Source organism: Paenibacillus sp. J22R56, from assembly GCF_056269375.1.
Genome location: NZ_JBWDNV010000005.1, coordinates 341,971 through 364,657, shown reverse-complemented (window position 1 = coordinate 364,657; position 22,687 = coordinate 341,971). Strand labels below are relative to the sequence as shown.

At 51.0% G+C, this 22,687-nt stretch carries 16 protein-coding genes; 13 read left to right on the top strand and 3 right to left on the bottom strand.

Annotated elements, in window-relative coordinates; translation table 11 throughout:
• Positions 1-93 precede the first annotated feature (93 nt).
• Both AC0YNT_RS14480 and AC0YNT_RS14475 read left to right on the top strand, forming a co-directional pair.
• Positions 94-477 (top strand): cupredoxin domain-containing protein, encoded by a 384-nt coding sequence (locus AC0YNT_RS14480; RefSeq protein ID WP_475805231.1) that lies wholly within the window; start codon positions 94-96, stop codon positions 475-477.
• Positions 478-781: 304 nt separating this feature from the next.
• Positions 782-1,366, top strand: coding sequence for a TMEM175 family protein (locus tag AC0YNT_RS14475; protein WP_475805324.1), 585 nt, complete (start codon positions 782-784; stop codon positions 1,364-1,366).
• Between the two features lie 35 nt (positions 1,367-1,401).
• Here AC0YNT_RS14475 and AC0YNT_RS14470 read toward each other — a convergent pair whose 3' ends face one another.
• Entirely contained in the window at positions 1,402-1,815 is a 414-nt protein-coding gene (locus AC0YNT_RS14470; protein ID WP_167279712.1) for a MerR family transcriptional regulator, read from the bottom strand.
• A 96-nt stretch (positions 1,816-1,911) separates the two neighbouring features.
• On the opposite strand from AC0YNT_RS14470, the gene AC0YNT_RS14465 reads away from it, so the two are divergent.
• Positions 1,912-2,745, top strand: coding sequence for an SDR family oxidoreductase (locus AC0YNT_RS14465; RefSeq protein WP_475805230.1), 834 nt, complete (start codon positions 1,912-1,914; stop codon positions 2,743-2,745).
• Positions 2,746-3,320: 575 nt separating this feature from the next.
• Here the strand turns inward: AC0YNT_RS14465 and AC0YNT_RS14460 are convergent.
• Entirely contained in the window at positions 3,321-3,989 is a 669-nt protein-coding gene (locus AC0YNT_RS14460; protein ID WP_475805229.1) for an S-layer homology domain-containing protein, read from the bottom strand.
• Between the two features lie 366 nt (positions 3,990-4,355).
• Complete coding sequence (locus AC0YNT_RS14455; RefSeq protein ID WP_475805228.1) at positions 4,356-4,940, bottom strand: YjgB family protein; 585 nt, start codon at positions 4,938-4,940, stop codon at positions 4,356-4,358.
• Positions 4,941-5,404: 464 nt separating this feature from the next.
• Between AC0YNT_RS14455 and AC0YNT_RS14450 the strand changes: the two genes are divergently transcribed.
• The 10 genes from AC0YNT_RS14450 to AC0YNT_RS14405 all read left to right on the top strand — a co-directional run bounded on the left by AC0YNT_RS14450 (position 5,405) and on the right by AC0YNT_RS14405 (position 22,605).
• On the top strand, positions 5,405-7,189 hold the full coding sequence (locus tag AC0YNT_RS14450; protein WP_475805227.1) for a glycoside hydrolase family 35 protein: 1,785 nt from the start codon (positions 5,405-5,407) through the stop codon (positions 7,187-7,189).
• 2 nt (positions 7,190-7,191) lie between these two features.
• Positions 7,192-8,583, top strand: coding sequence for an alpha-L-fucosidase (locus tag AC0YNT_RS14445; RefSeq protein WP_475805226.1), 1,392 nt, complete (start codon positions 7,192-7,194; stop codon positions 8,581-8,583).
• 108 nt (positions 8,584-8,691) lie between these two features.
• Positions 8,692-10,905, top strand: coding sequence for a helix-turn-helix domain-containing protein (locus AC0YNT_RS14440; protein ID WP_475805225.1), 2,214 nt, complete (start codon positions 8,692-8,694; stop codon positions 10,903-10,905).
• Positions 10,906-11,207: 302 nt separating this feature from the next.
• The gene (locus tag AC0YNT_RS14435; protein ID WP_243865413.1) at positions 11,208-12,116 is read left to right on the top strand and encodes an ABC transporter permease; all 909 of its coding nucleotides are present in this window, start codon (positions 11,208-11,210) and stop codon (positions 12,114-12,116) included.
• 14 nt (positions 12,117-12,130) lie between these two features.
• Positions 12,131-13,030: a carbohydrate ABC transporter permease gene (locus AC0YNT_RS14430; RefSeq protein WP_475805224.1), complete on the top strand. Its 900-nt coding sequence runs from the start codon at positions 12,131-12,133 to the stop codon at positions 13,028-13,030.
• 149 nt (positions 13,031-13,179) lie between these two features.
• The gene (locus AC0YNT_RS14425; protein WP_475805223.1) at positions 13,180-14,844 is read left to right on the top strand and encodes a type 2 periplasmic-binding domain-containing protein; all 1,665 of its coding nucleotides are present in this window, start codon (positions 13,180-13,182) and stop codon (positions 14,842-14,844) included.
• A gap of 80 nt (positions 14,845-14,924) precedes the next feature.
• Positions 14,925-17,321: a glycoside hydrolase family 3 N-terminal domain-containing protein gene (locus AC0YNT_RS14420; RefSeq protein WP_475805323.1), complete on the top strand. Its 2,397-nt coding sequence runs from the start codon at positions 14,925-14,927 to the stop codon at positions 17,319-17,321.
• Positions 17,239-20,382: an alpha-mannosidase gene (locus AC0YNT_RS14415; protein WP_475805222.1), complete on the top strand. Its 3,144-nt coding sequence runs from the start codon at positions 17,239-17,241 to the stop codon at positions 20,380-20,382. Before AC0YNT_RS14420 ends, AC0YNT_RS14415 begins: the two co-directional genes overlap by 83 nt.
• Before the next feature lie 33 nt (positions 20,383-20,415).
• Positions 20,416-21,288 carry a sugar phosphate isomerase/epimerase family protein gene (locus AC0YNT_RS14410; RefSeq protein ID WP_475805221.1) on the top strand — a complete coding sequence of 291 codons (873 nt, stop codon included), beginning with the start codon at positions 20,416-20,418 and terminating at the stop codon, positions 21,286-21,288.
• Positions 21,289-21,321: 33 nt separating this feature from the next.
• Complete coding sequence (locus tag AC0YNT_RS14405; protein ID WP_475805220.1) at positions 21,322-22,605, top strand: alpha-L-fucosidase; 1,284 nt, start codon at positions 21,322-21,324, stop codon at positions 22,603-22,605.
• Positions 22,606-22,687 lie beyond the last annotated feature (82 nt).

The window sequence follows — 22,687 nt, the reverse complement described above, 5'->3', positions numbered from 1 at the left end:
TATTTGATTGTCCTATGGCAGGTATAGACAAAGACATATTGATAGATATAAGTGTAAGGATTTAAGCTATTACCATCATAAGGAGGGGATAACGTGTTTCGTATAACATGGGTTTTTGTCATCATTGTTGCTTATGTCACACTGCTAACAGCATGTGGAGCTAGTAAAAATGAAGAAGTTCAATCAGGATCTAGTGAGGAGTCAGAAGCAATTGCGAATGAAGTCGTTATCACGGCAAAGAACTGGGAGTTTGATAAAGCTGAGTATAGAATTAAAAAAGGGGAAGCCGTTAAGCTAACTTTAGAGTCGGGGTCTGGCGTACATGGTATTGCATTTAAAGATCTTCAAATCAAAGAACTACGCTCTGGTGATTCCAAGGTTGTGACAATAAATGAGGCTGGTACATATGAATTCTCTTGTAATTTAATGTGCGGCTCAGGCCACGCCAATATGAAGGCTAAACTTATAGTTGAATAAAATAGAGCTGTAACTTGCTTGGAAAATAGATCAATAGTGAGGTTTATTCGAAAATGATAACATTGGAGAATGCTATGACACAGACAGAAGTTCCAAACGTACAACCTATTAAAACGATGAATACCTTTAAATATGAACTAAACAATACCTTGTCCGGGAGTGAACTATCTGAAAGGCTAATCCGATTGGCCGAACTTTTACGAAATGGAGAAAAGTATGATTTGACTTTGCTGATAAAAGGACAAGGCATTTAATATCACTAAATCTGAAACCATTTAAGATTTCGTTGAAAGGAGCTAGTATGTTGAAATTAAATCGTATGGAAGCTTTCAGCGATGGCGTGCTAGCCATCATAATTACCATAATGGTACTCGAATTCAAAGTGCCCGATGATCACACTTGGAGTTCTTTGGTTGACTTGGTTCCCAAGTTCCTAAGCTACGCGGTCAGCTTTATTTATGTAGGAATATACTGGAACAATCATCACCATCTACTCCATACGGTTCATATCCAATACGGAAAGATTATGTGGTTGAATTTGTTGTTGTTATTCTGGTTGTCTCTCGTGCCGTTCTCTACAGCGTGGATAGGAGAAAGTAGCTTTTCGTCTACGCCAACTGCATTTTACGGTATAGTTTTGCTTTTTACTGCTATTTCATACTCGTTGCTGCAACACGCGATTCTCAAACAACATTCCTCCAACTCCCCTATTGCAGTTGCGATGGGGAAAGACTTCAAAGGGAAAATTTCAATCTTGTTTTACATAGTCGCTATTGCGACAGCGTACCTTCATTCATGGATATCATGCTTCTTAATCGTGCTGGTCGCTGCGATTTGGTTCGTTCCTGATCAGCGGATTGAGCGTGTTATTAAGAGCAGAGAATTGTAACCAAGATGTGGGCGAGCTTTTTCACGATTATACGGCTAGATATTAATTCTAAGACGTAATTCCTCCATCATAGCCTCAGCTTGTTGTGGATCTTCATTCAGCAGTTTCCTGTATGTCAGCATCCAATTCAGCGTTACAAGCATATGATCGTATTCGTCTTTTTTGCGCTCGATCTCATTGATCTTCTGAAGAATCCATTCTATCACTTCTTGGTTCGTGCGTTCATTCGTATCGTGATCCTGCAAAATCGTCTTCAGCTCAGCTAACGAGCAGCCGATACCTTGAAATTTCTTAATTAGCTTTAACCGCCCAATTGCTTCGTCGGAGTAGTTGCGGTAATTATTCTTCTCTCGCTGAATATGCCTGCTGTCAAGCAAGCCTTCCTTCTCATAAAAACGAATGGTGTGGGGTGTTAAACCCATCAAGTCTCCTAATTCCTGAATTTTCATTTAAAATCATCCTTCCAAACGCTTGCCTTAGAGTTTACTTCATAGTTTAGACTGGAGTCATATCTTCGTCAAATACTTAAGGAGGCGTAAACAATTATGCGTATATTCGTTACAGGTGCAGCAGGTTATATTGGTACAGCAGTTGTCCGCGAACTCATCAGTGCAGGCCATCAGGTAGTTGGTCTTACCCGTTCAAAGAGTGGTGCTCAAGTATTAGAAAGCTTGGGAGCTCAGGTGGCTCGTGGTGTTTTAGAGGATCTGGATTTACTGCGCAGCTGTGCAGCCGATTCAGACGGTGTTATTCATCTGGCATTTAACCATGATTTCTCAAATTTCGCCGGATCATTAGCAACTGATCTACGCGCCATCGAAGCAATGGGAGAGGGGCTTGCGGGCTCCGCCGGTAAACCACTTGTTATTACAGCTCATGCTAATGGCAAAGCATCGGAGGATGCAGCACTTTCGTTTGTGGAACAAGGCGTGAGAGCATCAATCGTCTCGCTTGCACCTTCTGTTCATGGAGAAGGAGATAAAGGCTTCGTGCCGCAATTAATCCGGATCGCCCAGGAAAGAGGCTCTTCGGCTTACATTGGAGACGGCACCAACCGTTGGCCAGCGATTCATCGCTTGGATGCAGCAGTATTGTTCCGTCTCGCTGTAGAATCTGCACCTGCAGGCTCACGACTGGATGGTGTGGACGACGAAGGCATTCCGTTCAGCGACATTGCCGGTGTGATCGGTCGTCACTTAGATGTGCCGGTAGTCAGCATCCCGCGTGAAGAGGGCCAAGCGGTCTTCGGTTTTCTAGGCATGGTTGCGTCGCTTGACTTAGCAAGATCAAGTGAAGGAACGAAGGAGCTTCTCGGCTGGAAGCCTATCCAACATGGACTTCTCGCAGATCTGGAGCAAGGACATTATTTCATAAAATAGCGTTAAGAATACGATTAAGGAATATTCTGAAGCAGATAAAGCAGGTTACAAAATAGCAACCTGCGCATTTTAATGTTCTTCCGATCGCCATTGCTCGAGGATTCCTTTGAATCAACTTGGTAAGGTTGGAATCCCCTCACAAAAGCGAACGCTAAAAAGCTTTCTGCAAGAAGGCTACTTCGTAAGCATAGGCTGACGCTACTCCAGAATCATTAAAACGCTCCGTTGCCATTTAACCTGTCAATGAAATGCCTCCTTGTTAAAATGGAAGTGCGACCAACCATCAACAAAGGAGAGGCTTCTTTTGTACAAAGAATTTTTGCAAGGACAGTTGATCCATAGGGAAAGAACGATGCACGAAGGCACAAGGAGATCGTGAAATAAAGGTCAGCATGGAGATCGGGTGGCTTTCACTTGCCCACAAACAATGTACTGAAGAAAGCAGCAAGAGATCTAAAAATAAAAATAGCAGTGCAGGGATAGCCCTTGCACTACTATTTTTATAGATATTACACTGATGCGAGCCGTTTCTCCAGCGAGCGAACCTCTTTTGGGACGGCCCTTGTTAAATGTGTTTATTCAGCTGATGGTGCTTGATGTTCATCAATATAGGCGAGTGCATTGTAGATCAGCACAGCCGCATCTGCACGTGTAATTTCATCTGTAGGATTGAAGTTTCCGGCCTGATCAAGCTCAGCGATTTTAAGAACAAGTGCTCTTTGGACAGATCCTTCGTAGGAGACGGATAACTCATCCTGGTCGTTAAATTCCATCGGGATGATCTTAATCATTGGCAGATTGCTGTGCTTCTCAATCGCAAGGATCAACTGATGGGTAAACTCTTCTTTTGTCCATGTTAGGTTAGGATCTAGATCGTTTGGCAGACCAATGTCATTGTTCGCCGCGATAATAAGTGCATTTGCATACCAAGCAGCATCGTCTGCTTTCGGGAAATAATCCGTAGCATGAGGTTCTTTTAAAAAGCGAAGCGTATCAATGTTCAAATCAAGCGCATTTACGATTAGCTGGATACCTTGTGCTGCAGTCAGCGTTGCGTCTGGGAAATAGCGTTCTTTGCTAACACCTTGCACTAAACCTTTATCCTGCAAGGAAATAATTTTATCCTTAGCGCTCACATTCGCAATATCCGTGAATGTAGTTGCTGCCGCAAAGCTTTGTCCAGCAATGGATAGGGTAAGCACTGCTGTAGCTGCTAATGTAACGAGTTTGAATTTGCTTGTCATGGGATCACCTCATCATGTATTTGGAACGTTCCTTCCTCATAGACGGGTTATCCAAATTAATGTTGCAGATAAACTTACTTTTTTTTATAAACTTAAATAAATTTACTAAAAATTAATATTTAGAAGCCGAAACAGACGAAAAAAGGTCCATTGGATCGGTTTTTAGGTCATTCCTTGTTATATTTTTTTTATTTATTTTACACTCAAATCAACATAGAACGGCGCATTGATCACTACAAGCTGTGGTTCAGCCGCCATCCTTGCTTGCTGCCTAACTAAGCGAAGTACGTGTAGTGTTACCAATAAGTTGAGCAAAAACAACAAAGCCCGTCTCGGAATTACGTCGAGACGGGCTAGCTGAAGAAGTTACTTGATCGTTTTAGTTACAAGGTTAATATGGTCCAGTCCTGTTCCGCTCGTGCCGTTGAAGATGAACTCCAGCTGATACTTGCCGCGGACATACGTGATTTTCTTTTGTACAGTCTTGCCGGACTTAATGAGGACCGATTCATTTGGAGCACCCCATTGCTGAATCAGCATACGGACAGTAATGCCGCCCAAATTGGTCTGACGCTCAACGTTCGTGCCGAAGTAGCGCATTTCACGTATTTTACCCAGCTTGTAATTTATCGCGTAGCCGGGATGGCCCATTTCCGCATGGTATACGTCGAAACCGTCGGCATCCGTGGCTGGGGACTCGGCTTTGCCGATCGTTTTAATGACCGTTTCATGTGAAGTCGTGCCAAGCTTGAAGCCGTGGAAATTCGGGAATTGACCTTGGAGAGCCGGTTTATAGAAGCTCATCAATGTACGAAGAGCATCATTATGCGCGTCGACGGAAGCGGCTGCAACCGCGTGAGAAGAAGGGATAGCTCCGACTGTGGATAGGGTCAGCGTTCCTACGGCTACTGCAGCAATCGCTGTTTTTTTAACATATGCATATACGTTCATTTCATTTTCCTCCTAATGGTGTTGGTTCAAGTGTGATTCTCCGTTTTAGACGTAGGTACGTTATAATAGGTTGCTTATCGATAAGTAACAAAATATGGGATCCGAGATCTGGAGAAGCTCATCTGTTTGAAGACCGGTCGTCTAGAGAATAGCATGCAATCTAATGAACATCCGTGACAATGTACAGAATGATTGGTGACCTTGAGCGTGATGCAAATGAAGGTTTGGATTCGCAAAAAATAATCATAACAAAAACACGCCTAATTTCAGGCGTGTTTTTTTGTGTTTGGTGGAGTCAAAAGTCTTCTGCACTTCACTTTTTTCGCCGAAAACGGCTTCTGGGAAAATCGCATAGTGCTTGCCGGTGGGTGGAAAATGGTGAAGCAGCCGAAAAAATCCCGTTGAGGACGGGGGATGCCGCGTTTATTCTTATTCTGCCAACATTATATGAAAGGAGTGTGGAGATGGGCGTTTTCTCGATAGACAAAGCTACGTTTATGGACAATGGAAAACCTGTCCGTCTGCTCTCCGGGGCGATGCATTATTTTCGGATTATTCCCGAGTATTGGCGGGATCGGCTGCTGAAGCTGAAAGCTTGCGGGCTGAATACTGTCGAAACGTATATCGCCTGGAACGTGCATGAACCAAAGGAGGGTGAGTTTCGATTCGATGGGATGGCCGACGTCTGCGCCTACATCGAGCTTGCGGGCAGCCTGGGCCTTCATGTCATCGTTCGTCCGAGTCCGTATATTTGCGCGGAGTTTGAATTCGGCGGATTACCTGCTTGGCTGCTGGCCGATTCCGATATGCAGCTTAGATGCAGCCATCCGGCGTTTCTGCGGAAGGTCGATGCGTATTATGACACACTCATTCCACGGCTATTGCCGCTGTTGTCCACGAACGGTGGTCCGATCATCGCCGTTCAGATCGAGAACGAATACGGAAGCTATGGCAATGACGTGAAGTACCTTGATTATCTGAAGCAAGCGCTGATTACGCGTGGAGTAGATACGCTGCTCTTTACCTCCGACGGACCGACGGACGCACTGCTGCAAGGCGGTTCCGTCCCTGGCGTACTCGCAACGGCCAATTTCGGCTCGCATCCTACATCGTCCTTCGCCAAGTTGCAGGAGTATCAGCCGGACGGGCCGCTCATGTGCATGGAGTATTGGAACGGATGGTTTGACCATTGGGGTAAGCCGCATCATACGCGCGATGCCGCGGACGCCGCTGCTGTCCTCGAGGAGATGCTGTCGCTAGACGTGTCGGTCAACTTCTATATGTTCCACGGCGGTACGAATTTTGGCTTCTATAACGGCGCGAACTGCCAGGAGCCGAATTTGTACGAGCCAACGATTACGAGCTACGACTACGACGCGCTGCTCGACGAGACAGGGCAGCCGACGGAGAAATATTTCGCTGCGCGTGATGTGATCGCGCGGTACACGGAGATGGCGAACTTGCCAGAGCTGCCGGCGCCGGTGCCTAGGCAGGCCTATGGCCGCGTCGAGCTGATAGAGCAGGCGGCCTTGTTTGGACAATTAGAAGCGCTCTCTGATCCTGTTCAGGTAGTCGCGCCGCTGCCAATGGAAAAGTTCGGACAGCAGTACGGCTTTATTTTGTATTCGACGAGAGTTTCCGGTCCAAGGCCGGAGGAGCGGCTGTTCATTCAAGAGGTTCGTGACAGGGCACTCATCTTCGTAGACGGTGAGTACAAAGGCACGATCGAACGGTCGCAGACGGTCCAATCGCTGCCGATTGCTATAACGCCGGGAGGCGCGAGGCTCGATATTCTAGTGGAGAACATGGGCAGGATCAACTACGGCCCTTACCTTAAAGATGCGAAAGGCATCACTGAAGGGGTGCGCCTCGGCTTCCAGTTTCTATTCGACTGGACAGTCCGACCTTTGCCGCTTGCTGATTTGGCAAGGCTTAGCTACGACCGCCGGCAATCGGCCTCCCAGGAGGGACCGATCTTCTGCAGAGGAACGTTCCGCGCCGAAGCATGCGCCGATACATTCATTGACATGCAGGGCTGGACGAAAGGCGTCGTCTTCATCAACGGGTTCAATCTTGGCCGCTATTGGGAGCGAGGGCCGCAGCGGACATTGTACGTACCTGCGCCGCTTCTGCGCACCGGCGACAATGAAATCGTCATTTTCGAGCTGCACCAAACACGGGAGTCCACGGTCGTCTTGACCGATGCGCCAATACTGGATTCCCTTGCAAACGATACGAGGAGGAATTAGCAATGAGCGAAGAGATGAAAGAAACTGTACACGAGGTAGAGAACGGAGTCCACAATTACAGTAGTGATACCGATTGGGTGAAGCCGGAGAACCCGGTGACGCTGGAGCGGCTGGAATGGTTCAAGGATCAGAAGCTGGCTTTGATGATGCACTGGGGGCCATATTCTCAGATCGGCATGGTTGAATCGTGGATTCTGAGCGACGAGGACGGCGACTGGGCCAGAAACGACGTTGATTGGACGAATGATTATGAACAAATGAAACGTGAATATTTCGATCTGGGCAAGACGTTTAATCCGATCCGCTTCGAGCCGGAGAAATGGGCGGAAGCGGCGGCTGAAGGCGGCTTCAAATATCTAATCTTTACGACCAAGCACCATGATGGCTTCTGTATGTGGGATACAAAAACGACGGATTACCGCATCACCGGAAGCGAGACACCCTTCCATACGCACCGTTATGCTGACATATGCAAAAACCTCTTCGACGCGTTCCGTGACAAGGGACTAGCGATTTCTGCTTACTTCTCCAAAGCGGACTGGCACACGCCGGCTTATTGGGCGCCAGACACAGAACGCGGCACGCATACGTGGCGTGGACCGTCGTACAATCCGAAGGAGAATCCGGAGATGTGGGAGAAATTCGTGTCATTCACGCATGAACAAATTATGGAGCTGCTGACCAACTACGGTCGAATCGATATTTTATGGCTTGATGCCGGCTGGGTAAGAGAAGGCGGCCGAGTCAGCCAGGACATCCGTCTCGGCGAAGTCGTAGAGCGCGCACGTCAGACGCAGCCGTGGCTGCTCTCGGCCGACCGCACCGTCGGCGGCCCGTACGAGAATTACGTCACGCCGGAGCAGACCATTCCAGAGCGTCCACTGAACGTACCGTGGGAGAGCTGTATTACGCTCGGAACTTCGTTCTCCTTCGGGTTCGATGACCGCTATAAATCCGCACGGCAATTGGTAAACATCTTGATGGAGGTCGTCGCCAAGGGCGGCAATCTGGCCTTGAACGTTGGCCCGCAGCCGGACGGCAGATTGCCGAAGGGCGCACTCAGAAGCATGAAAGAGCTCGGCGCCTGGATGAAGGTGCATGGCGAAGCGGTGTACGGCACTCGCATTTGCGCACCGTACTTCACAGGTGAGTGCGCCTTCACGCGCAAAGGTGAGACGGTCTACTGCACGTACTTGTACGCAAGCGAGGATACACCGGTTAATGCGACGATTTCCATTCCGTACTCGGATGAGGTTTCGAAGGTCGAGCTAGTTGGCATTGATGAGCCTGTTGCTTTCACGCGCAGCGGCGAGGGAATGAACCTGCGGCTTCCAGCGAGTCAATTGAAAGGTGGCAAAGCGCCGATTGCGCATGTGTTCCGCTTGCTTCCTTAAGATAGGAACAGCGATGGTAGAGTGGCTGACGCATATCGTGTAAAATTAATTTTTTAAAGCTATCATCACAGGTAGCTCCGACAAATGGCGGGCGAGGGGAGGGATAACATGAATAGCAGCTGGTTTCGTAAATTACTTCTATCGTATCTTCCCGTGTTCGTTGTGGTCGTCACGATCCTGTTCGTCGTGTTCTTCCAATCGCTGAGCGAGCAGAATCGTAAGCAAGCGGTTAAAGCCAATGAGTTCTTGGCGGAGCAAGCCATAAGGATTACGGACAATTCCCTGAAGGCGCTCGATTATCAAATTTTGCGCGCTACGCTGTCATCCAGCGAACTGAAGCGGTTCTTTGGGACGAACAGCAACGATGTATACGGCAGTATCCAGGCAAATAAGCTGATGGACGACTGGAAGCTGAATTACACTATTATCGACTCGGCCTATTTGATTCGCTTGAATGATCAGTTTATCCTAGGCGACGGATCGGCGCAGCAGTCGAAGTTTCTGGATCAATCATTCATTCAGCCCTATATTGAGCAGCGCATGGCGCTTGGCGAATGGTCGGGAAAAAGGAGCTTCAAGCCATACACAACGTCGGTGCCATCTGATGTCATCACGTACGTACAGGGGTACCCACAGTTTTCGACGGTGAAGCAAGGGTTCGTCGTCGTCAACGTCAGCTTGGCGAAGCTGAAGCAGACGATTGCGCCGATGTACAATCCGAATGTGACATTCGTTCAGTTCAACGACAGCCAGGGCGGCATACTGATGAACGATGGCGACAAGCTGCCTAACAAACGAGGTATTCTGGCCAATTACGTCTCCACGTATACTGGCTGGAAAGCTGAAAGCGGTCTGGCAAGCGACACGCTGTCCGAGATTGCGCTAGACTTTTACAGCGTTTGGGTCATTATCGCGTTTGCCGTCGTACTGCTTGGCGTCATTTGGGTCGTACATATTACGCGCCGCAATTACAAGCCGATCAGCCAGCTCGTATCATTAATCCGGACGAGTGCGTTGATTAAGCCTGATACCGACATGGGTTTGCCCAGCAGCAACGAGTTTGGCTTCATCCAAGGTGCGCTGGAGCAGCTGATGGAGGAAACGACAAAGACGCGGCAGAAGAACAAGGAAACGATTATTTTGCAGAAGAAACACAGGTTCCAAGAGGTGGTCGAGGGGGCTGTCCCGATTCGCGAGACGGAGTGGCAGACGGATCTGCTCGCTTTTCACATCCAGCCAGCGGGCACTTTGGCCTTCATGCTGGAGCTGGAAATCGACCGTTATGCACAGTTTATCAAGCGCTACCAGCACCAGGATCAATCGATGCTCAAATTCGTTATCTCCAGCGTTACGCAGGAAATCGCCACGATGAGCGGCGCTTCAGTGTGGGTGGAATGGATTGCGGATCGCAGGATGTCTGCAATTGTTTGGGTGCCTGACGATTCGGAGGGCGCGGCGTTAAGCATGTTGATCGGGGAGCAGATCGTGGAGTGGGTGCGCGGCAATTTGAGCTTCTCCGTCACGATCGGCGTGAACGGCATGGCGTGCAATCTCGAGGAAATAAGACGATCGCACGAAATCGCGCGTGACCTGCTGCATTACAAAGCCGTGCTCGGGATGGGGCGGCTGCTTGACGCAGCGGAGCTGGAAAGTCGCTCCCATGATTTTTTCGGCACCATTCAAGCGCTGGCGCAGGCGATTCGGCTTGCCGAAGGTGGATGGCGGAAGCCGATGGACGAGCTGTTCAGCCAGATGACGGATGCTGTCTCATCGCGTAAGGAAATCGAGAGCTTTATGCAGTTTCTCCACCAGCAGCTGAAACGGATGTTTCTGGAGCTGCCCAAAGATTATCGCAATGTGTGGAAAGATACTAGCACGGAATTGCTGGAGCTGCTGGCCGATTGGGAGACGTTGGACGAATTGAAGCAGGGCTGCACGCTCATCTTCGAGGCGGCGGCCGCGAAGCTGACGGTCTTGAAAGATTCGCAGCGCACGCGGGCCGTAATCGGGGATATCCGGTCGTACATTGAAGATAATTATCCAAATCCGGAGCTGTCGCTCGATCATTTGAGCGATAAGTTCGCCATCAGCGCGAAGAACATCAGTAAGCTGTTTAAGGAGGAATCCGGCTGCAACTTCGTCGATTTCCTAATTGGGCTGCGGATGGACAAAGCGAAGCTGCTACTGCTGTCGACGGATCAGTCACTCCAGGAAATCAGCGGGGAAGTCGGTTATTTTAATTATAATTCCTTTAATCGGGCATTTAAGAACGTAGCAGGCATGTCACCAAGCGATTATCGCAAACAGCAGGCGGTACGGTAAATGAATTAAACCTTGAGTCTGCCGAAATTGTCGGCAGACTCAAGGTTTTTTTGTTTGTTGCCCAACTGGACCAGCGAAAATTATGCAATGTAGAAAAATGTGGAGCCCGCATTTTTCACCGCCCACTATACGCCAGGACAGCGCTCCGACGAAAATTGCATGCTCGCAGAATCTTACGAATTGCCGCTTCTTGAGGCGGCGGGCTAGAATCAGGCTATCGAACCGAGCGGGGCTTGGCAGGAAACATAATGCGGTCCATCGCTTCGGATCATAAACTGATTCTGATAGAAGGAGTAATGCGGATGGTTCAAACAACATGGTTGAGAATGAAGCGAAGTTGGGAGCTGTATCTCCTTGTCCTTCTGCCGGTGCTGTATCTAATCATATTTCAGTATATTCCGATGTTCGGGGTAATTATCGCCTTCAAAGATTTCAATATCATCAAAGGCATCTTGGGCAGCCCGTGGGTAGGCTTTAAACATTTTACCGACCTGTTCCAATCGCCGAACTTCCCGCTGTTAATTAAGAATACATTGCTGATCAGCCTGTATTCCTTGCTGGCGGGCTTCCCGATTCCGATTTTCCTGGCGCTGGCGTTGAACGAAATCCGGACGGGCTTCTTCAAGAAATCCGTACAGATGATCACGTATGCCCCCCATTTCATTTCGACCGTCGTTATGGTGTCGATTATTATCTTGATGCTTTCGCCACATGTTGGCGTAGTGGATCGGTTGTTCACGTTCTTCGGCTGGTCGGACACGAACTTCATGGGCGAGCCGAAATTGTTCAAATCGATTTACGTGTGGTCTGGTGTGTGGCAAGAAATGGGTTACGCTTCTATTATCTATATCGCTGCTTTAGCCGGCGTCGATCCTTCGCTCTACGAAGCGGCGCGCATGGACGGTGCGTCCCGAATTAAGAAAATTCTCCATATCGATTTACCTTCCTTGCTTCCAATTGCCATTACCATGCTGATCCTGAGTTTGGGCAGCGTGATGGGGGTCGGCTTTGAGAAAATCTACTTGATGCAAAATTCGCTCAACGTGAGCACGTCAGAGGTTATTTCTACCTATGTCTATAAGGTTGGTCTCCTCGGCGCCAACTTCAGCTTCTCTTCTGCGGTGGGATTGTTCAATTCCATTATCAATTTGGTGCTTCTTGTCAGCGTTAATGCAATTGCTCGTAGAGTTTCAGAAAATAGTCTGTGGTAGAAAGGCGGCCGTCTATGTTGACCAAATCAAAAATCCGGGAACCGTTCGGCGACCGCGTCTTGCTCGTCACGATTTATGTTCTCCTCGGCGTACTTACGCTGACGGTGCTTTACCCGCTGCTTTATATTCTAAGCTCGTCCCTCAGCTCTCCTAATGCTGTGGTATCTGGGCAAGTATGGCTGTATCCGGTAGAGTTCTCGCTCAAAGCTTATAAGTCGATTTTCCAAAGTTCGCAGTTGATGCTCGGCTACTATAATAGTATCGTTTACACGGTTGTTGGTACTTTCATCAACGTCGCGTTTACCGTATTGATGGCCTTCCCGCTGTCGCAGCGTATGATGGCAGGCCGCAAGTACATCATGATTCTGATGATGATCACGATGTTCTTCAGCGGTGGACTTATTCCAACCTATTTGTTGGTGAAAAATTTGCATCTGCTTGATACACGCTGGGCGTTGTGGCTTCCAAGCGCATTCTCGGTCTTCCAGGTCATTATCGCCAGAACCTTCTTCATGTCGTCGATTCCGACTGAATTGCAAGAGGCTGCGCAAATGGACGGCTGCCGGGATACGCGATATCTATGGAGCATTGTGCTTCCGCTGTCGAAGCCCATTCTCGCGGTTATGACATTGATGTACGCGGTAGGACATTGGAATGCTTACTTCGATGCCCTCATTTACTTGAGATCCGAGCATCTGTTCCCGCTGCAATATGTTCTTCGAAATATGTTGATTCTGAACTCAGCCGATCCGGAGATGTTAGCGAATACGGCTCAGAAGCTGCGGGATCAAGGCTTCGAGCAAGTGCTGAAATACGCGCTGATCGTCGTAGCTTGCGTACCTGTGCTCATTATGTACCCGTTTGTGCAAAAGCATTTCGTGAAAGGCGTCATGATCGGTTCCCTGAAAGGCTGATTTATTATGGAGGTTGATCTCGTGAATTCTAGGTGGAGGTGAGGCGGCAGGCGATTTAGCGCATTAACGGGACATGGCAGGGGGAGTCGTCCAAGCTGACGTTTGGGTGGCACAAGAGAACTTATACATTCCAAGGAGGAATCAATGCTATGAAAAAGTCCATTTGGGTATCGCTTATGCTTGTCATGATCATCAGCAGTTTTGTGCTCTCCGCATGTGGAGGTCAAGAAAACAATAACGGGTCGAATAGCGCGAATACTGAAGCTTCCGGCACGAACGCAGCGGACAAGCCGGCCAAGACGATCAATATCGGATTCTTCGCTCCGCAAGGGAAGGCGCCGCTCGAAGATAACGACTATACCAAATATATCGAACAGAAATTCAATGTTAACATTAAGTGGGATCTTGCGCCAACGGATGCGCTGGTGGACCGCAGACAGCTGCTGCTTGCGAGCGGCGACTATCCGGAAGTATTCCTGGAAGGCAAATTCACGAACTCGGATCTCATGACGTACGGCAAGCAAGGCGTACTCGTGCCGCTGAACGATCTGATCGACAAATACGCGCCGAATCTGAAAAAAATGATGGACGAGAAGCCGTATTTGAAAGAAGCGATGACGGCGCCGGACGGCAACATTTACGGTATTCCGCGCTTCAACGAATGCTACCACTGCACATTCTCGCAGAAATATTGGATCAACCAAGAATGGCTTGACAAGGTCGGCCTCAAAGTTCCGACTACAACAGACGAGCTCTACACCGTGCTGAAAGCGTTCAAGACGCAAGATCCAAACGGCAACGGCAAAGCGGATGAAATTCCGCTGACTGGCGCACCGAACAAATACGTATGGAACGGCAACATCGACTCGTTCCTGATGAATTCATTCATTTATAACGATAATGACAAGTACTTAACCGTTGCGGACGGCAAAGTTGATTTTGCCGCGAACAAGCCGGAATGGAAGGAAGGCCTGGCGTACATGCACAAGCTGTACAGCGAAGGCTTGATCGACAAGGCATCCTTCACGCAGAACGATCAAGCGGTCGGCCAGCTCGGCAATCGCGAAGGCGACGAGGTCGTAGGCTCCATCACGACGGCGCTGCTCAGCTATCTGGTCGATACGTATGACGACACGAAACCACGGGCCAAGCATTGGGTCATTGTTCCGCCACTGAAAGGACCGGAAGGTGTTCAGCTTGCAGGTATGTCGCAGGGCTTTGGCGAATTCGCAATGGCCATTACGAACAAAGCTAGCGAAGAGCAGCAAATCGCAGCGATCAAAATCGCCGATTACGCCTTTACCGAAGAAGGTGCATTGTACAGCGAATACGGTCTGAAAGAAGGCATTGGCTGGAATAAAGCGAAGGCGGATGAGAAGAACATCGAAGGCCAGTCTGCGAAATATAGCTTTGCCAACCTGGCGAAGGCTGACCCTAACGTCGTTCGTAATGACAGCTGGTCGCTGCTTGGACCAAAGGATCTGTCGAAGAGCTTCCGTGACCTGTTTGCGACTGCGCAAGATCCGCTCACTGGCGCAGGCTACGAGAAGCGTCTTGCAGACGCAACAAGCACGTATGCTCCATATGCACCAAAAGAATCTTACCCATCCAGCGCATTCGTCCGTCCTGAGGATACGGATACAATGGCGCAGCTGGCAACATCCATTAAAGACTATGTACAGTCCAATATGGCGCAATTCATTATCGGCGATAAGAACCTCGATAAGGATTGGGATTCCTATTTGAAAGGGTTTGATGGTTTAAACCTGCCGCAGTACATCAAGATTTATCAATTAGCGATTGAGAAAAATTAAGACAAAAATAACAGCAGAGGGGAGTATACCTTCGGGTATACTTCACTCTGCTTGTCTTCGGAGAGGAAGTGTACCGATTGATGCGTTACAAAGACGCTGCGCTCCCGCCAGCCGAACGGGCGGACGATCTGCTTGCGCGCATGACGGCGAAAGAGAAGATCGGACAGATGACCCAGCCATTCGGTTGGAAAATGTATCATAAGCGGTCAGGCGGCACGATTGAGCTTGATGCCGAATTTCAAGCACGGATCAAGGAGGGAGGAATTGGTTCCTTATATGGCACGCTGCGTGCGGATCCTTGGACAGAAGTGACGCTCGAGAACGGACTGTCACCGGAGGAAGGCGCCCGCGCTGTCAATGACATTCAGCGATATGCAATCGAGCATTCCCGGCTTGGTATCCCTATTCTGTTCGGCGAAGAATGCTCGCACGGCCATATGGCGATTGGTGCGACGGTGTTTCCGGTTCCGCTGCTCATTGGCAGTACCTGGAACGTGGATCTGTACCGCAAGATGTGCCGAGCCGTGGCGCTGGAAACCCGCAGTCAGGGCGGAGCTGCCACCTATTCGCCCGTGCTGGACGTTGTACGCGATCCGCGCTGGGGAAGAACCGAGGAGTGCTTCGGTGAAGATCCGTTCATGACCGGTGAGATGGCGGTTGCCGCCGTGCAGGGCTTGCAGGGCGAGCGTCTTGATGGGGAGGGCAGCTTAATTGCGACGCTGAAGCACTTTGTCGGCTACGGCCATTCTGAAGGGGGACGAAACGCTGGTCCTGTTCATATGGGAAAACGCGAGCTGCACGAAGTCGATTTGTTACCTTTCCGTAAGGGAGTCGAGGCGGGAGCGATGTCCATCATGCCGGCCTACAACGAGATTGACGGCATTCCTTGCACGTCGAATGAAGAACTGCTGAACGGTGTGCTGCGTCAACATTGGGGTTTCGAGGGCTTCGTCATTACTGACTGTGGCGCCGTCAATATGCTGGCTTCGGGCCATGATGTAGCCGAAGGCGGTGAAGAAGCTTCGGCGATCTCTGTGAAGGCGGGCATCGATATGGAAATGTCAGGCGCTATGTTCGCGGGGCATTTGCATCATGCATTGCAGAACGACCTTGTCACCGAAGCTGATCTGGATCTCGCGGTACACCGGATTCTGCAAGCTAAGTTTAAGCTTGGTCTATTCGAACGCCCTTATGTCAATCCGGAAGCGGCTGCACGCGTTATCGGCTGCCTGGAACATGTGGAGCTTGCGCGTGAGATTGCCCGCCAAGGCATCATCCTCTTGAAGAACGAGGACAAGACACTTCCATTGTCTAAAACTCATGCCGGCAAAATCGCGATCATCGGCCCGAACGCCGACCATATCTACAACCAGCTCGGTGACTATACGTCGCCGCAGCCAAGAGAGCGTATCGTAACGCTGCTGGACGGAATCAAGGCGGCGCTCGGCGAGGAGGCTCCGGATCGCGTGCTCTATGCACCGGGCTGCCGGATTCAAGGTGATTCCCGTGAAGGGTTCGCTACCGCGCTGTCCTGCGCCGAGCAGGCGGACGTCGTCGTGCTGGCACTCGGTGGTTCCAGCGCCAGAGATTTCGGTGATGGTACGATTGATTTGCGTACAGGTGCATCCGTTGTATCGGGTCTGTCATGGAGCGACATGGAGTGTGGGGAAGGGATCGACCGTGCTAGCCTTCATCTGATGGGCGTTCAGCTGGAGCTGGCTCAGGCTATTCATAAGCTCGGCAAGCGGATGATCGTTGTTTATATTAACGGTCGTCCGATCGCTGAACCTTGGCTTGAGGAGCAAGCCCATGCCATTATCGAAGCTTGGTATCCGGGACAGGAAGGGGGAACGGCGCTTGCCGAGATTCTATTCGGCGACGTCAATCCTTCGGGCAGGCTGACCTTGTCCGTGCCGAAGGATGTCGGCCAGCTGCCGGTGTACTATAACGCCAAGCGAAGCCGTTCCAAACGGTATTTGGAAATGGATACGAAGCCTCTCTATCCGTTCGGGTACGGACTTAGCTACACGACGTTTGCTTACAGTGAGCCAGAAGTATCGCCGGCAGCCATTATGCCGGATGGTGAAGCAACCGTCACCGTTCATGTAACAAATACCGGTGAAGCCGCAGGGACCGAGGTCGTGCAATTATATATCACTGACGTTGTCAGCTCGGTGACGAGACCGGTTAAGGAATTGAAGGGCTTCGAGCGCGTGTCGCTCGCGCCAGGCGAGACGAAGGCTGTGCAATTTACAGTCGGCAGGGAGCAGCTGCTAATGCTGGATACGAGGCTTAAGCCTATCGTGGAGCCAGGTGTATTCAAGGTGACGGTAGGCAGCCATGCTGAAACAGGGAAGTGTACAGCTTTGACTGTGCTGGGAAGGGGTAACACACATGCATCGTATCAATCGATTCATTCGTCATTTATCGGAGCGCCGGTGGGCGGAGTCGCATCCGCTTCAGGACTGGAAAGTTAAGAAAACCCGTTATGGTCTTCCGGGCGAATACGAGACCCTCCCCGGCGGCGAGGAAAGTCAACAGACGGACATGCTGCTCGATGGGCAATATGGGATTACCTATTTTCTGACCAAGCAGATTACCATCCCGCAGGAATGGGAGCTCGGAACGGCTGGTTTGAGAATCAGTGGCGGCGGCGAGGGTTTGCTTCGCGTCAATGGGGCGTCCTATCAAGGTATCGACCGTAATCATAACGTCGTTCCGTTGTATTTGGAAGGAGTGGGCCTAACGCCGCTGCTGGAATTTGAGCTGTTTGATCCAATTCCAGAGCCAGTCGATCCACTTAACAATCAGGCGCCGGTCAACCCGCCGGTCACGAAGTTTGAAGTAAAGCTCGTCCGGTTCAACAAGGCGGTGCAAAGCTTGTTTTATACGGTACAGGCCGTTTATGAGACGATGATTCTGCTTCCAGAGCAAAGCAGCGACCGCGGGCGTCAGCTCGATGCACTGTATGAAACGATGCAAGCCTGCGGCGACTTGCGTGAAGAAGAGTGGCGTAATCAGGAGCTTCTGTCGGCCATTGAACGACGTTTGGCTGACCGGATTACTACCATGTTCCCGATACTTCCGACACAGGGCAAGATGCATATGGTCGGGCAGTCTCATATCGACATCGCTTGGCTATGGCCAGTTAGGGAGACGGTCCGTAAAATAAGCCGTACGTTCTCCACGATGACATCGCTGATGGAGGAGTACCCGGATTTTGTCTACTCCCAAAGCCAGCCGCTTCTGTATGCCTTTGTGAAAGAGCATGATCCCGCGCTGTATGCCAAAATCAAGAAGGCAGTCGCCGAAGGACGATGGGAGCTCGTTGGAGGCATGTGGGTGGAACCGGATTTGAACATTCCAAGCGGCGAATCGCTCGTCCGCCAAATCCTCCATGGTCAACAATTTTACCGTGACGAATTCGGCAAAGGATCGGAGATCGAATGGCTGCCCGATACGTTCGGCTATTGCGCTTCGCTTCCGCAGATTCTGAAGCTTGCCGGCGTTGATTATTTCATGACGACCAAGCTGAATTGGAACGATACGAACAAGTTCCCGCATGAATTATTCCGCTGGGTCGGTATCGACGGAACATCGATTGTTTCTTACCTAAGCCATGCGCTTAATGAGAATACGAGGCCGAAGAACGTGGCAGAGAGCTGGAACGCTTACAGACAGAAGGACAAGCTCAATGAGCTGATGCTTCTTTACGGACATGGCGACGGCGGGGGCGGCGTGACGCGCGACATGATTGAGCTCGTGCAGCGAAGTAGGCTAATGCCGGGTCTGCCTGCGGGCAGCTTCAGCACGGCTGGCGCATTCTTCGAACAGGTCGGCCATGTGGCAGAGACGCTGCCGGAATGGCATGGTGACTTGTATCTGGAGCTGCACCGCGGTACGCTGACGACGCACGGCCGGAACAAGCGAAGCAACCGCAAAGCGGAAGCACTCTACCGCGAAGCAGAAATTTGGGGCACGCTGGCTCGCGCTTACACCGGCGCGGACATGGATGCCGAAGCGATGAACCGGGGCTGGAAGCTTATGCTGCTTAATCAGTTCCACGACATCATCCCGGGCACGGCGATTACGGAGACGTACGAGACCTCGGCCGCGGAGTACGAGGAAATCTTCGCGCTTGGCGGCAAGGAGCTGGACCAAGCGCTGCTTGCGCTAGCGGGAGCGGTAGACGCGGTGGGCGAAGGAAAGCCGTACATGGTGTTCAACAGCCTTGGCTGGGAGCGCGAAGACACGATTCTCATCGCAGGCGGAGCGGAGCTTGCAGGTACCTGCGCCTATGATGAAGCGGGCTTCCGTCTGCCATGCGATTGGCTGTCGGACGAAGCGGCAGGAGGAGATCAACAAGGCGGGTTGATGGTGACGGTTCAGGCGATTCCAGCGTTTGGCTACAAGACGATCTGGCTACGGCAAGCGGCTGGCAAAGAAGATCAGCAGCGGAGCGCTAGCCTGAACGAGACCGATTTGAGTGAATGGGAAACTGTGCATTACCGGCTGGAATTCAACGAACGCGGCGAGATCGTGCGCTGGTGGGACAAAGCGGCGCAGCGCGAACTGCTACGGCCGGGCGCCAAGGCGAACGAGATGCAGTTCTTTCATGACAAGCCAACGTATTGGGATGCGTGGGACATCGATCCGAAGTACGAGCAGCAGCCAGCTGGACAGGCTGAGCTTATTGGGAAACGGCTTATCTTGTCCGGCGACACAGCCGATATTATCCGGTTCGAGTGGAAGCTTGGACTGTCACTTATCACGCAGGATCTGATTCTCTATCCGAATCAGAAGCGCGTCGATTTCAAAACTCGCGTGTTATGGCGGGAAAACCACAAATTGCTGAAGGTAGCGTTCCCTATGGACATCCTGTCTACCAAAGCGGCGTACGAAATTCCGTTTGGTGCCTTGGAACGTCCAACGCATCGCAATACGAGCTGGGAGCAAGCGCAGTACGAAGTGTGCGGGCATCGATGGGCGGACATTTCGGAAGGTGGTTACGGGGTCAGCTTGCTGAACGACAGCAAGTACGGCTATGACGTTAAGAATAGCGTTCTTCGCCTTTCCTTGTTACGTGCTCCGAAATGGCCGGATAACACGGCAGATCAAGGCGAGCATGAATTTACGTATGCGCTCTATCCGCATGAGCAGGATTGGCGCAGCGCCGAAGTCGTGCGTAGAGCAGCTGAGCTGAATCATCCGGCAGCCTTGCTTCATTTGCCTGCAGGAAGCGGGAACGGCGCGGGCAAAGTCCGGCTGCCGTCGACGAATACGCTGCTGCAACTTGAAAGCCGTACGGTTGTGCTCGACACGGTGAAGCCTGCGGAAAGCGGCGAGGGCATTGTGCTTCGGTTCTACGAATCGACCGGCAGTCGCGATCGGATCGTGTTCGAGCTGCCGCCGGGCACGAAACGTGCTAACGTTGTTAATTTGCTGGAAGATGTCATGGAAACCTGCAGCGTCGGGCCGAATGGTACAGTGGAGCTGATATTCAATCCGTTTGAGATCAAATCGATTCATTTGTTCTAATATATTTTAATCATGGGAGAGGCGGTAACCGCGATGAAAATCGGATTAAGTACGTACAGCTTGCTTGGAGCGCTCAATTCCGGCGAAATGACGGTTCTGGACGCAATAGATTGGATTAAGGAGAACGGCGGGGAGCATATGGAAATCGTGCCGTACGGCTTCACGCTCGTCGATAACCCGGAATTGGCAGACGCGGTGCGAGAGAAGGCGAAGGCGGTCGGCATCGAGCTGTCGAATTATTCTATGCCGGCGAATTTCGTGCAGCCGGATGAACCTTCTTTCGAAGCGGAGATGGACCGCGTCAAAGCTCATGTTGATCTCGTTCACCGGCTCGGCATAAAGCATATGCGCCACGACGTGACGGCGTTCTCGATCGAGAAGGAGCAGACGACGATCGCCTGGTTCGAAGAGAGCCTGCCGCTTATCATCAAAGGCAGCCGGATTATCGCCGATTATGCAGCGCAATTCGGCATTACGACAACGATCGAGAATCACGGCTTCAGCGTTCAGGCGAGCGACCGGGTGCAACGGGTGCTGCAGGCGGTAGACCGTCCGAATTTCAAGACGACGCTCGACGTTGGCAATTTCATGTGCGTGGATGAGAATCCGGTCATCGGCGTTATGAAGAACTTGCCGTATGCATCTCTGGTGCATTTCAAAGATTTCTACTTCCGTTCGTTCGACGAGTCTCCCGGCGGCGGTGACTGGTTCCGCACAAGCAACGGCAACTATTTGCGCGGGGCGATCGTTGGGCATGGTGAGATTCCGCTGCGCCGCATCGTGAAGCTGATTAAAGGCTCCGGGTATGATGGCAACGTCACGGTCGAATTCGAAGGCATGGAAGAGTGCAAGATGGCTTCACGGATCGCAATGGACAATCTTCGTCAGCTGTGGCAGGAAGCCTAAGAAAATTCGTTAATGGGGAAGGCGGATTTGAGCATGCAGACAGATAAGGCGGAAGAATCGCGCATCGTGCCAACGGCCAAACAGTTGGCTTATCAGGATTGGGAGTTTGGTTTGTTCTTGCATTTCGGCTTGCGGACGTTCTATGAAGGCTATGCTGATTTCGACGAGCGGAAGATGACGCCTGCCGATTTCAATCCGGTACAGCTCGACTGCGAGCAGTGGATTCGGACAGCCAAGGAAGCCGGAATGGAATACGCGGTCCTGACAGCGAAGCATCATGATGGCTTCTCCAACTGGCCGTCCAACTACAGCCGGTTCACGGTCGAAGCGTCGCCGTGGAAAGATGGCAAAGGCGACGTCGTGCGCGAATACGTTGACGCTTGCCGTAAGTACGGTGTGAAGGTGGGTTTGTATTACTCGCCTTACGATGGCTCGGCCGATTTCTATTCGCAGGATGCGCAGGCGTATGACGATTATTTCGTCAATCAAATTACTGAGCTGCTTAGTGATTACGGCGACATCGATATCCTGTGGTTCGACGGCTGCGGCTCCGAGAATCACGAATACGATTGGCCTCGGATTATCGGAACGATTCGCCGGCTGCAGCCGAGTATTCTAATCTTCAACATGGGCGATCCGGATTTCCGCTGGATCGGCAACGAGGACGGCATTGCGCCAATTCCGTGCTGGAACACGGTTGAATCTGCCGACTTCTCGATCTACACGGAGAAGAAGGAACAATTCGGCAAACGGTTATGGCTGCCTGCGGAATGCGACGTGCAGATGCGGCAGAACGGCAGCACCTGGTTCTACAGTGACAATGACGAACACATGGTTAAGAGTGTGGACGAGCTGATGGGCCTCTATTACCTGTCCATTGGCCGTGGCACGAATCTGCTGCTCAACATCGGACCAAACCGCGAAGGCTTGCTGCCTGCCAAGGATACGACGCATTTAACGGCGTTTGGAGACGAAATCCGTCGCCGCTTCGGTGGGCCAATCGCGTCGCTTGAGGCATGTCGGCAGGAAGGGCGGCAATGGCGATACAAAGCTTCGATGCCGCATATCATTGATCACATTATCATCCAAGAGAATTTGACGGACGGCGAGTGCGTGCTCTCCTTCACCGTGTCGGTGCTATCGGCGAAGACCCATACGCCGATAGCCGTCTACGAGGGTCGAAACATCGGCCATAAAGCGATTATCCGCATCCCAGCGGTCAAAGTGGCCGGAGTGATCGTGGAAGTGACGGCTTGCGACGGGGAGCCTGTTCTCCGTGAGCTGAGCTTCCACTATGCGGGGGACACCGATTCGTAGATGCAAAGAAACCTAACGGCTTTTACGTTAGGTTTCTTTTTTAATTAAACATCTGCGTGAGATGTCATCATTGTGGCTTTGC